Origin of the sequence: Kitasatospora sp. NBC_00374 (assembly GCF_041434935.1) — a bacterium.
GTDB lineage: Bacteria > Actinomycetota > Actinomycetes > Streptomycetales > Streptomycetaceae > Kitasatospora.
In genome coordinates this window covers 3028680-3041344 of the sequence record NZ_CP107964.1, presented here as the reverse complement: position 1 = coordinate 3041344, position 12665 = coordinate 3028680, and the positions used below count along the sequence as shown (strand labels likewise).

Here is a 12665-nt window from a genome sequence, read left to right as displayed (position 1 = left end):
GTCACTGCCCCGTGAGCAACATCCCGGAGACCGGCCGCACCCAACGGGTGACGATCCGGCTAGTGGTGCTGCAGATCCTGGTCCTCTCGCTGCTCGCCACCCTCGGCGGCCGGCTCTGGTACCTGCAGATCCGCACCGGCGACGAGTACGCGGCCAAGGCCCAGGGCAACCACATCCGCGAGGTGGTCGAACCCGCCATCCGCGGCGAGATCCTGGACGCCGCCGGCCGGGTGCTGGCCGGCAACGAGACCAAGCTGGTCGTCTCGGTCAGCCGCACCTCGCTGCTGCAGCAGAAGGACCACGGCAAGGGCGTGCTGACCCGGCTGGCGGACGTGCTCGGGCTGCCCGCCAAGGACGTCCAGGACAAGGTCCGGCTCTGCGACGCCAAGACGCCGCAGCCCTGCTGGAACGGATCGCCCTACCAGCCGATCCCGGTCACCCAGCAGGCCACCACCCAGCAGGCCATGCAGATAATGGAACGCCGCGAGGACTTCCCCGGCGTGACCGCCCAGCCCACCGCCGTGCGCCGGTACACCGGGGCCGAGGGCGCCAACGCCTCCCAGGTGCTCGGCTACCTCTCGCCGGTCACCGACGAGGAGGTCACCAAGACCGCCGACAAGGCCGGCCGGGACCGCCGACTGCCCTCCGACCAGATCGGCCGGGCCGGCCTGGAGTCCGTCTACGACGACGCCCTGCGCGGCACCACCGGCGTCGACAAGCTGGAGGTCGACAACCTCGGCCGGGTCATCGGCAGCGCCGGCCGCACCCCCGCCCAGCCCGGCGACAACCTGGTCACCAGCATCGACGCCCGGGTCCAGAAGGTGGTCGAGGACCAGCTCGCCCAGGCGATGGTCGACGCCCGAAAGGTGTACGACAAGGAGACCAAGAAGAACTACGAGGCCGACTCCGGCGCCGCCCTCGTGATGGACGTCCACACCGGGCGGATCATCGCGATGGCCAGCGCGCCGACCTTCGACCCCAACCTCTGGGTCGGCGGCATCTCGGCCAAGGACTACGACAGCCTGACCAGCAAGGGTTCCAACTACCCGCTGATCAACCGGGCCATACAGGGTCAGTCCGCCCCCGGCTCCACCTTCAAGGTGATCTCCACCACCGCGGCCGTCCAGGCCGGCTACTCGCTCGACGGTCACTACCCCTGCCCGAAGAGCCTGACCATCGGTGGACGCGAGTTCAAGAACTTCGAGAGCGAGAGCTTCGGCGACATCTCGCTGGAGAAGGCCCTGGAGGTCTCCTGCGACACCGTCTTCTACGGCCTGGCCTACGACCAGTGGATGAAGGACGGCGGCATCAAGCCGAAGAACCCGGCCGACTGGTTCTTCAAGACCGCCCACCAGTTCGGCCTCGGTGCCAAGACCGGCATCGACCTGCCCGGCGAGGTGCCCGGCCGGGTGCCGGACCGTCAGTGGAAGCAGTCCTTCTTCGACGCCAACAAGGACGCCTGGTGTGCCCAGGCGGCCAAGGGCGGCCACGAGTACGCCGACGAGATCGCCCGCGAGAACTGCGTCGACGGCAACCAGATGCGCGCCGGTGACAGCGTCAACTTCGCCATCGGCCAGGGCGACACCCTGGTCACCCCCGTGCAGATGGCCCGGATCTACTCGGCCCTCGCCAACGGCGGCACGCTCTACCGGCCGACCGTCGGCAAGGCGGTCGTCAGCCCCGACGGCACCCTGGTCCGCGACATCGCCCCGCACGAGGACGGCAAGCTGCCGGCCGACGGCAAGCTGATGAGCTACATCAACCAGGCCACCGCCGGCGTCGTCACCGGCGGCACCGCCGCCTGGAAGTTCACCGGCGCCGGCTGGCCGCAGGGCAAGATCGAACTGCACGCCAAGACCGGCACCGCCGAGGTCGCCGGCAAGCAGACCACCTCCTGGCTGACCACCTACAGCGCCGACTACGCGGTCGTGATGACGATAAGCCAGGGCGGCACCGGCTCCGGCGGTTCCGGTGACTCGGTGCGACGGATCTACCAGGCGCTCTACGGCGTGGACGACAAGGGCAACGTCGACAACGCGAAGGCCATACTGCCCAAGCCGCAGGCCGAGCTGCCCAAGTTCAACCCGGACGGCACCGCCATCATCAAGCCCGCCTCGTTCACGGCCGGCTCCGGCTTCCCCGCCGGCTCCGCGTTCCTCGACCCGGCCCCGCCGACCGGCGGCGCCGCGTCCCCGTACCCGATGGCGCTCGCCGCCCTCGAACCCACCCGCACCGGGGGAAGGAGCCGGGCATGACCTCCTACGGCTCGTACCGGCAGGTCCGGCTCAGCCCCCAGCGCGGCTCGATCTCCCGGGCGCTCGCCAAGGACGCCCCGCTGCGCCGGGTCGACTGGATCATGATCCTGGCCGCGCTCGCCCTCTCCCTGGGCAGCTCGCTGCTGGTCTGGTCGGCCACCCGCGGCCGCGACGCGCTGACCCACGGCGACCCGCAGTACTTCCTCTACCGGCACCTCACCAACCTGGTGATCGGGCTGGTGCTGTGCGGCGTGGTCGTGGTGATAGGGACGAGGCGGCTGCGCACCGCCGTCCCGTTTGTCTACATCGCCGTGCTGCTGATGCTGCTGGCGGTGCTCAGCCCGCTCGGCTCCACCATCAACGGCGCGCACTCCTGGATCCAGTTCGGCGGCGGTTTCTCCATCCAGCCGGCCGAGTTCGCCAAGCTCGCCATCGTGCTCGGCATGGCCGTGGTGCTGTCCGCCCGGGTGGACGCGGGTGAGCGGGAGTTCCCGCCCAGCCGCAGCGTCATCCACGCCCTGGTGGTGGCCGCCGTCCCGATGGGCGTCGTCATGCTGATGCCCGACCTCGGCTCGGTGATGGTCATGGCCGTCACCGTGATGGGCATCCTGCTCGCCTCCGGCGCCGCCAACCGCTGGGTGCTCGGCCTGATCTCGGTCGGCGCCGGCGGCGCGATCGCGATCTGGAAGCTCGGCGTGCTGAGCAAGTACCAGATCGACCGCTTCGCCGCCTTCGCCGACCCCACCCTCGACCCCGGCGGCGTCGGCTACAACACCGCCCAGGCCCGGATCGCGATCGGCTCCGGCGGGCTCAGCGGCATGGGCCTGTTCCACGGCACCCAGACCACCGGCCAGTTCGTCCCCGAACAGCAGACCGACTTCGTGTTCAGCGTCGCCGGCGAGGAGCTCGGCTTCGTCGGCGGCACCGTCCTGATCGGTCTGCTCGGCGTGATCCTCTGGCGGGCCTGCCGGATCGCCCGCCAGGCCACCGACCTGTACGGCACCGTCGTCGCGGCCGGCGTGGTCATCTGGTTCGCCTTCCAGGCCTTCGAGAACATCGGGATGAACCTCGGCATCATGCCGGTGGCCGGTATCCCCCTGCCGTTCGTCTCCTACGGCGGATCTTCGATGTTCGCCGTCTGGATCGCCGTCGGACTGCTGCAGTCCGTCCGCTCGCAACGGCCGATAGGGATCTGAACTCCCGCGGCCCGGTGCCCGCGGCCCCCACCGGGGCCGCGGGCGTCAAAATTTGGAAGGTCCCGATTCGGCTACCCTTGAGAGTCGTCCTGTTCCCGTAGCCAAAGGCTCACCGCATGCCAGTCGAATCGGTCTTCCCACGCCTGGAGGCCCTCCTCCCGCACGTCCAGAAGCCGATCCAGTACGTCGGCGGCGAGCTCAACTCGACCGTGAAGGACTGGGACGCCTGCGACGTCCGCTGGGCACTCATGTACCCCGACGCCTACGAGGTCGGCCTGCCCAACCAGGGCGTCATGATCCTCTACGAGGTGCTGAACGAGCGCGAGGGTGTGCTCGCGGAGCGCACCTACAGCGTCTGGCCGGACCTGGAGGCACTGATGCGTGAGCACCGGGTGCCGCAGTTCACGGTCGACGCGCACCGCCCGGTGAAGGCCTTCGACGTGTTCGGCCTGTCGTTCTCCACCGAGCTCGGCTACACCAACATGCTCACGGCACTGGACCTCGCGGGCATCCCGATGGAGTCCAAGGACCGCACCGTCGACGACCCGATCGTGCTGGCCGGCGGCCACGCCGCGTTCAACCCCGAGCCGATCGCGGACTTCATCGACTGCGCGGTGATCGGCGACGGCGAGCAGGCCGTGCTCGACATGACCGAGATCATCCGCGGCTGGAAGGCCGAGGGCCGCCCCGGCGGACGCGACGAGGTGCTGCTGCGGCTGGCCCGCACCGGCGCCGTCTACGTGCCGCGGTTCTACGACGTGGAGTACCTGGCGGACGGCCGGATCGGCCGCGTGGTGCCCAACCGGGCGGGCGTGCCGTGGCGGGTCTCCAAGCACACCGTGATGGACCTCGACGAGTGGCCCTACCCCAAGCAGCCGCTGGTCCCGCTCGCCGAGACGGTGCACGAGCGGATGTCCGTCGAGATCTTCCGCGGCTGCACCCGCGGCTGCCGTTTCTGCCAGGCCGGCATGATCACGCGCCCCGTGCGGGAGCGAAGCATCACCGGCATCGGCGAGATGGTCGAACGCGGCCTCAAGGCGACCGGCTTCGAGGAGGTCGGCCTGCTCTCGCTGTCCTCCGCGGACCACACCGAGATCGGCGACATCGCCAAGGGCCTGGCCGACCGGTACACCGAGGACAAGATCGGCCTCTCGCTGCCGTCCACCCGCGTCGACGCCTTCAACATCGACCTCGCCAACGAGCTCTCCCGCAACGGCCGCCGCTCCGGTCTCACCTTCGCCCCCGAGGGCGGCAGTGAGCGGATCCGCAAGGTGATCAACAAGATGGTGTCCGAGGAGGACCTCATCAACACCGTCGCGACCGCCTACGGCAACGGCTGGCGCCAGGTGAAGCTGTACTTCATGTGCGGCCTGCCGACCGAGACCGACGACGACGTGCTGCAGATCGGCGCGATGGCCAAGAACGTCATCCAGAAGGGCCGCGAGGTCACCGGCCAGAACGACATCCGCTGCACCGTCTCCATCGGCGGCTTCGTCCCCAAGCCGCACACCCCCTTCCAGTGGGCCCCGCAGCTGAGCGCCGAGGACACCGACGCGAGGCTCGGCAAGCTCCGCGACTCCATCCGCAGCGACCGCAAGTACGGCAAGAACATCGGCTTCCGCTACCACGACGGCAAGCCCGGCATCATCGAGGGCCTGCTCTCCCGCGGCGACCGCCGGATCGGCGCCGTCATCCGCGCCGTCTACGAGGACGGCGGCCGCTTCGACGGCTGGCGCGAGCACTTCTCCTACGACCGCTGGATGGCCTGCGCCGACAAGGGCCTGGCCGGCACCGGCGTGGACGTCGACTGGTACACCACGCGTGAGCGCACCTACGAGGAGGTGCTGCCCTGGGACCACCTGGACAGCGGCCTCGACAAGGACTGGCTCTGGGAGGACTGGCAGGACGCCCTGGAGGAGGTCGAGGTCGAGGACTGCCGCTGGACCCCGTGCTTCGACTGTGGGGTGTGCCCTCAGATGGATACGAGCATCCAGATCGGCCCCACGGGCAAGAAGCTGCTGCCGCTGACGGTCGTCAAGTAACCCCGCTCCCACGGAACCCGCCCCGGACGCCACGCGTCCGCGGGCGGGTTCCGCGTCTCCCGGCCCGCACGGCCGGCGACGGCCGCCCGGGGGTGCACTACGCTCTCGGCTTCGAGACGATCACCGGGCGCAGTGCCGGCGGGACCCGCCGGCCCGGCCGAGGGGCCGTCGGTGGGGGAGCGGATGGACGAGCGACAGCACTCCGGGGGATACCTGACCTGGGTGGCGCGGGTGGTGGCACTGGTCGTGGTGCTTCCGCTGAGGTTCGCCTGGGAGGGCCTCACCGCCGCCGGCCGGGCGTCCCGGCAGGCACTCGGGTGGGCGGCGGACCGGCTGCTGGCCCGGCCGGCCCGGTTCCTGTACCGGTACCTGGTGGCCCCGCTGGGGCGGGTGCTGCGCCGGGTCTGGATCCGGCTGGTGGTGCTGCCGCTCGGGTGGGTCCACCACCGCGTCCTGGTGCCACTGGCCCGGGGGCTCCGGTGGCTGTGGTCCGCGGCCGTGCGGGGCGTGGTCCGGTCGGCCGGAGCACTGACGGCGCTGCTCGTCCTCGTGTCCCGCCGGATCCTGGGCCCCTGCGTCCAGGCGCTGCTCGCGGCCGGGGCGGGCGTCGTGGCACTCTGCGGCCGGCTCCACCGGCACCTGGTGGCCGCGCCCGCGCGGGTCGTCGGCCGCCTGCTGCGGGCGATCGGCCGGGGCGCGGCCAGGGCGGCGCACCTGCTGCTGGCGGCGCCGCTGGTGCTGATCGGCCGCCGCCTGCTGGTGCCGTTCGGCCGGGGGCTGCTCGCCGCCCTGCTGGGTGTGGGGACGGCCTGTGAGTGGCTGGTCCGGTACGGGCTGGTCCTTCCGGCCGGGACGCTCCACCGGTACCTGCTGGTGCCGCTCGGCAAGGCGCTGGCGTCGGCCGTCCGGGCCGCGACCGCCGCCGCCGGCCGGCTGGCCCGGGGGCTGGCCGCCGCCTGCCGCTGGAGCGCCCGGCACCTGCTGGTGGTCCCCCTGGCTGCGCTGTACCGGTACGTGCTGGTGCCGCTCGCCCGGGCGCTGGAGTGGGCGGCCGGCGCCCTCGGAACGCTGGTCGGGACCGTCCTCGGCCGCCTGGTCGTTGTCCCGCTGGTGTGGCTCTGGCGGACGCTGCTCGGGCCACTGCTGGGCACGCTCCGGCAGGCCGTGGTGTGGGCCTGGCGGCTGGCCGGACGCATCTGGCGGTTCCTGGTGGTCCGGCCGTGCCGCTGGCTGCGGCACGAGGTCTGGTGGCCCGCCAAGGCCGAACTCCGACGGACGGGCCGGGAGGTCCGCCGGGCGAGCCGCGAGTTCCGCCGGGCGCTGCTCGGGTGAGCGGCGCGCGAACGCCGCTCCCGGGCCGCGTACCCTTGTCCTGACAGAAGTCCGGCCGACGCCGACAAGGCGGTGGGCCGGACTGGCTTACTGACTAAGGACTGAGCGACCCTGGCACGCCGCACGCCCGACGGTCCGCCGCCCGCTCCGACGGTGCAGCGCATCCGTCTCCGCTACACCAAGCGAGGCCGTCTGCGCTTCACCAGCCACCGGGACTTCCAACGGGCCTTCGAGCGCGCGCTGCGCCGCTCGGCCGTCCCGATGGCGTACTCCGCGGGCTTCACCCCGCACCCGAAGGTCTCGTACGCCAACGCCGCCCCGACCGGGGTGGCCAGCGAGGCCGAGTACCTGGAGATCGGTCTGGCCGAGACCCGCGACCCGGAGCAGCTGCGTGCGCAGCTGGACGAGTCGCTGCCGCCCGGCCTGGACGTGATCGACGCGGTCGAGGTGCGCACGCCCAACTTCGTGGAACGCCTGGAGGCCTCCGAGTGGCAGCTGAAACTCGACGGGGTGCCGCAGCAGGAGGCCGACCGCGCGGTCGCCGCGTTCCTGGCCGCGGAGGCCGTCGAGGTGCAGCGCCAGACCAAGAACGGCATGCGGGTATTCGACGCGCGTGCCGCGGTCGCCACGCTCGAGGTTGTAGCGGCGCAGGTCGGGAATGGTAACGACACCGGTACGGACGGTACCGGTGATGTTCGGACCGGCGGTCCCTGTGCGATACTGCGGCTGGTAGTACGACACGCCACACCCGCCGTACGACCCGACGACGTTTTGTCCGGTCTCCGTGTGACGGCCGACCTGGCGCCGCCGGTCCCCGCTGAGGTGACCAGGCTGGCGCAGGGGCCGCTCGACGAGGAGTCCGGCACGGTGACCGACCCGCTGGCGCTCGACCGCGCAGCGGCCACGGCCGGCCAGTAGAGGCCGCCTGGCTGCGCGCATCCGCGTCCGCCGAGTGGGCGGGAGCCCCGGTCCGGACTTGTTCCGGAGCCGCGGCTCCACGGGCCCCGCGGCTCCCCAGGGGAGCGAGCGCCGTCGACCACGAAGGCCAGCCCTTGCGGCCTGCCGACCCGGATGGTCGGCCGGCCCGAGGATCCTTCCTCCGGCCCGCAACCGGCCCGGAGGAACCCGCCTGGCAGCCAACCAGGCCGGGTCCGGAAGTGGCCCGGACAACTGAGAACACTGGCCCAGACCAGAAGACTTTCGACACCCCGCACCGTGCGGGGCGCCGAGCGAGACTACGAGCCCCTGTGCGGCCTCGCGTCCGCACGGCGGCGCCGTGGGAGTCGGTCCGCGATCATCGCGACCGACCGGAACCCCGGTGGCCCGCCGTGCTCGGATACGGAGCCCGGGGGCCTGACGGGAGATCCACCCGCATGCTCGAGAACACCGAACCGCAGTCGTCTGCGGCACCGGCCGACCATGATGCCGACGGCGTTTCCGCCGCTCCGCCGCGCCGTCGCCGCCGGGCGGTCTCCCGCCCGGCCGGTGCGCCGCAGGGCGCTGCCGCCGAGAGCGCCGAGACCGTAGTGCCCGCCGAGGCCCCGGTCGCCGAGGCCCCGGCCGCCACCGAGCCGGCCGCCGTCGAGCCGCCGGCCGAGAAGCCGGTCCGTGCCCGCCGTACCCGTAAGCGCGTCGAGTCGCCGGCCGGTGCGCCGGAGGCCGCCGTCGAGGCGCCTGCCGCCGAGCCGGTGGCGGAGCCGGTCGTCGAGACCCCCGCTGCCGAGACCCCCGCCGCCGAGCCGGCCGCCGAGAAGCCGGTCCGGGCCCGCCGCACCCGCAAGCGTGCCGAGTCGCCGGCCGGTGCGCCGGCCGCCGAGCCGGTGGCCGAGGCCGTCGTCGAGCCGGCCGCCGAGCCCGCCGCCGAGGAGACCCCGGCCCGTCGGCCGCGTCGCCGCCGGGTCGTCGAGGCCGCGCCGGTCGTCGAGACCCCCGCCGCCGAGCCGGCCGCCGCCGAGGAGCCGCAGGAGGCCGAGGAGGCCGAGGAGGCCGAGCCGGAGACCCCGGTCGCCGCCGAGGCCGAGGCCCCGGTCGTCGAGGCCCCCGCCGAGGCGGAGCCGCCGCAGCGGGTGCGCCGCCGCGCGGTGCGCCCCTCCACCGCGATCTTCCAGGCCCCGGTCTTCCAGGAGCCGACTCCGTTCGTGGCCGCCCCGGCACCGGCAGCCGAGCCTGCCGCCGCCCCCGCGCAGCCCGCCAAGGCCGCGAAGGCACCGGCGGCGAAGGCCGCCGCGCCCGCCGCCGAGCAGACCGAGGACGAGTTCGAGTACAGCGGGGTCGGCCGTCGCCGCCGGGTCCGCACCTCCGTGCGGGTCCGCCCCGAGGGCCGGTCCCAGCAGGAGGCCCGCGTCCAGGAGTCCCGGGCCCAGGAGGCGCGTGCCCAGGAGGCCCGCGTGCAGGCCGAGGCCCGCGCGCAGCAGCCCGAGCCGGCCGCCGTCGAGGCGCCCGTCGAGGCGCCCGAGTCCGGCCCGGAGACCGAGGCCGAGTGGGACGAGGACGGCCGTCCGTCCCGTCGTCGCCGCCGCGGTGGCCGTCGCCGCCGCCGTGGTGAGAACGACGAGAACGAGACCGACACCGAGACGGTGGCCGCCGAGTCGGCCGAGGAGCCGTCCGCTGCCGCCGAGGAGGAGGACGAGGACGAGGACGACCTGGCCTCCGGCCTGTCCTCCTCGCGTCGCCGTCGCCGTCGCCGTCGCCGCAGTGGCGAGGCCGGCGTCGAGGTGGCCGCCGAGACCACCGAGGACGGCGTCCGCACGGTGGTGAAGGTGCGCGAGCCGCGCCGCCGCTCCACCGAGCCGGCCTTCGACCCGGACGAGGTGCAGTCCATCAAGGGCTCGACCCGCCTGGAGGCGAAGAAGCAGCGCCGCCGCGAGGGCCGCGAGCTGGGCCGCCGCCGGGTGCCGATCATCACCGAGGCCGAGTTCCTGGCCCGCCGCGAGTCGGTCGAGCGCGTGATGGTGGTGCGCCAGAACGGCCTGCGCACCCAGATCGGCGTCCTGGAGGACGGCGTGCTCGTCGAGCACTACGTCAACAAGGAGCAGGCCACCTCGTACGTCGGCAACGTCTACCTGGGCAAGGTCCAGAACGTGCTGCCGTCGATGGAGGCCGCGTTCGTCGACATCGGCAAGGGCCGCAACGCGGTGCTGTACGCCGGTGAGGTCAACTTCGGTGCGATGGGCCACGGCGGCCCGCGCCGGATCGAGTCGGTGCTGAAGTCCGGCCAGTCGGTGCTGGTCCAGGTGTCCAAGGACCCGATCGGTCACAAGGGTGCCCGTCTGACCAGCCAGATCTCGCTGCCCGGCCGCTACCTGGTCTACGTGCCCGAGGGCTCGATGACCGGCATCAGCCGCAAGCTCCCGGAGAACGAGCGCGCCCGGCTGAAGCAGATCCTCAAGAAGATCGTCCCGGACGACGCGGGCGTCATCGTGCGCACCGCCGCCGAGGGCGCCAGCGAGGACGAGCTGACGCGTGACGTGCAGCGCCTGCAGGCGCAGTGGGAGGAGATCCAGAAGAAGGCCGCCACCGGCAACGCCCCGGCGCTGCTCTACGGCGAGCCGGACATGACCGTCCGGGTCGTCCGCGACATCTTCAACGAGGACTTCACCAAGGTCATCGTCAGCGGCAACGAGGCGTGGAACACCATCCACGAGTACGTCGGCGGCGTGGCCCCCGACCTCGCGGACCGGCTCCAGCGCTGGACGTCCGACGTGGACGTGTTCGCCACCTACCGGATCGACGAGCAGCTGATGAAGGCGCTGGACCGCAAGGTCTGGCTGCCCAGCGGTGGTTCGCTGGTGATCGACCGGACCGAGGCGATGATCGTCGTCGACGTCAACACCGGCAAGTTCGTCGGCCAGGGCGGCAACCTCGAGGAGACCGTCACCCGTAACAACATCGAGGCGGCCGAAGAGATCGTCCGCCAGCTGCGGCTGCGCGACCTCGGCGGCATCATCGTGATCGACTTCATCGACATGGTGCTGGAGTCCAACCGGGACCTGGTGCTGCGCCGTCTGCTGGAGTGCCTGGGCCGGGACCGGACCAAGCACCAGGTGGCCGAGGTCACCTCGCTCGGCCTGGTGCAGATGACCCGCAAGCGGGTCGGCCAGGGTCTGCTGGAGTCCTTCTCCGAGTCCTGCGTGCACTGCAACGGGCGCGGCGTCATCGTCCACATGGACCAGCCGCACAGCCACGGCGGTGGCGGCAGGACCGAGACGGCCGGCGAGGCCGCGGGCTCGGGCAGCGTCAAGCGCCGCCGCCGGGGCAAGGGCGGCGCCGCGCAGAACGAGCCGGAGGCGCTGGAGAGCGCCGAGGGTGAGTTCGAGGCCGAGGCCGAGGCGGAGGAGACCTTCGAGGTCGTCGAGCCCGAGGCCGTCGAGCAGCTGGAGATCGCGGTCGAGGAGCCGGTCACCCCGGTCGAGGCCGTGGAGCCCGCTCCGCAGCCGAGCCTGGTCGAGATCCCGGCCGCGGCGCCCGCGCCGGCCGCCGGCCGTACCCGCCGCCGTGCGGTCCGCAAGGCGACGGCTCCGGCCGGTGCGCCGGGCGAGGCCGAGATCGTGGTGCTGCAGGCCCGCGCCGACGCCGTGGTCGAGGCCGCGCTGTCGGCCGCGGCCGAGCAGCAGCCCGCCCAGGAGCCGGTGACCGAGCCGGTCGAGGCGCCCGTCGCCGAGCAGGCCCCGGCCGACGAGGTCGAGGTGCCCGCCGAGGCGGCCCCGGCCGAGGAGCAGCCCGTCGTCGCGGAGGAGGCCGAGGAGGCCCCGGCTCCGAAGAAGCGGGCCCCGCGCAAGGCCGCCGCCAAGAAGGCCACCACCACGGCGACGGCGGCCAAGAAGACCGCCGCTGCCAAGAAGACCACCGCCCGCAAGACCGCCACCAAGCGGACCAGCGCGGCGGCCAAGAAGGCCGCGGCCGCCGAAGGTGATACGGCGTCCGAGTAAGCCCCGGGTGTCGGCCGGGCCCTCTTCCGGGGCCCGGCCGGCGCCGGGTCGGGCCCGGTTTGCCCGTTGGGCGGCTGGTCCGTATTCTTGACCCTTGGCGTGTTTAACGCCGCGCTCCCGAGCAGATCACCTCCCGGGTTCAGTCCTTCTGACCTGGGGGAGGCCCCTGTGTCCGTACCCAGGTGGCTGGCATCGGCGAGTTCCGACCGAGTACAGAAAGTGGGTACCGCATGTACGCGATCGTTCGCGCAGGCGGCCGCCAGCACAAGGTCGCCGTCGGCGACGTGCTGGAGATTGACCGTATTGAGGCCAAGGCGGGTGACTCGGTCGAGCTCTCGACCATCCTCATCGTCGACGGTGACGCTGTCACCTCCGACCCGTGGGTGCTGGCCGGTGTGAAGGCTCACGCCGAGGTCGTCGACCAGACCAAGGGTGAGAAGATCGTCATCCTGCGCTACAAGAACAAGACCGGCTACCGTCGCCGCCAGGGTCACCGTCAGCAGCACACCGCTGTGCGGATCACCAGCATCGACTCCGTCAGCAAGTAAGGGGATAGCGAGATGGCACACAAGAAGGGCGCAAGCTCTACCCGTAACGGCCGTGACTCGAACGCCCAGCGCCTCGGCGTCAAGCGCTTCGGCGGCCAGGTCGTCAGCGCCGGCGAGATCATCGTCCGCCAGCGCGGCACCCACTTCCACCCGGGTGCCGGTGTCGGCCGTGGTGGCGACGACACCCTGTTCGCGCTGACCGCCGGTGCGGTCCAGTTCGGCAACCGTCGCGGCCGCAAGGTCGTCAACATCGTGGCCGTCGAGGCCTGAGTCTGCTGACCTTGCGTCAAGACTCACAGTGAGGGTGGGCCGGGATGACCCGGTCCACCCTCCGTGTTTTACCGCAGGAACATCATTTCTTCGC

8 protein-coding genes are annotated in these 12665 nt (G+C 72.3%); all 8 read left to right on the top strand.

Translation table 11 applies throughout. The features are described 5' to 3' along the window. Positions 1-11: 11 nt before the first annotated feature. The 8 genes from mrdA (at position 12) to rpmA (ending at position 12571) form a co-directional block, all read left to right on the top strand. Positions 12-2255, top strand: a complete 2244-nt coding sequence (gene mrdA, locus OG871_RS13660; protein ID WP_371497023.1) for a penicillin-binding protein 2 — start codon at positions 12-14, stop codon at positions 2253-2255. Next, on the top strand, positions 2252-3451 hold the full coding sequence (rodA, locus tag OG871_RS13655) for a rod shape-determining protein RodA (protein ID WP_371497022.1): 1200 nt from the start codon (positions 2252-2254) through the stop codon (positions 3449-3451). Before mrdA ends, rodA begins: the two co-directional genes overlap by 4 nt. A gap of 116 nt (positions 3452-3567) precedes the next feature. Further along, positions 3568-5493: a TIGR03960 family B12-binding radical SAM protein gene (locus OG871_RS13650; RefSeq protein WP_371497021.1), complete on the top strand. Its 1926-nt coding sequence runs from the start codon at positions 3568-3570 to the stop codon at positions 5491-5493. Positions 5494-5676: 183 nt separating this feature from the next. Beyond that, positions 5677-6825, top strand: a complete 1149-nt coding sequence (locus OG871_RS13645) for a hypothetical protein (protein WP_371497020.1) — start codon at positions 5677-5679, stop codon at positions 6823-6825. Positions 6826-6978: 153 nt separating this feature from the next. After that, the gene (locus tag OG871_RS13640; RefSeq protein WP_371497019.1) at positions 6979-7743 is read left to right on the top strand and encodes a TIGR03936 family radical SAM-associated protein; all 765 of its coding nucleotides are present in this window, start codon (positions 6979-6981) and stop codon (positions 7741-7743) included. A gap of 455 nt (positions 7744-8198) precedes the next feature. Further along, on the top strand, positions 8199-11753 hold the full coding sequence (locus OG871_RS13635) for an Rne/Rng family ribonuclease (protein ID WP_371497018.1): 3555 nt from the start codon (positions 8199-8201) through the stop codon (positions 11751-11753). 230 nt (positions 11754-11983) lie between these two features. Beyond that, positions 11984-12301: a 50S ribosomal protein L21 gene (gene rplU / locus OG871_RS13630; RefSeq protein WP_033818965.1), complete on the top strand. Its 318-nt coding sequence runs from the start codon at positions 11984-11986 to the stop codon at positions 12299-12301. 12 nt (positions 12302-12313) lie between these two features. Further along, the gene (rpmA, locus tag OG871_RS13625; protein ID WP_030233756.1) at positions 12314-12571 is read left to right on the top strand and encodes a 50S ribosomal protein L27; all 258 of its coding nucleotides are present in this window, start codon (positions 12314-12316) and stop codon (positions 12569-12571) included. Positions 12572-12665: the final 94 nt, after the last annotated feature.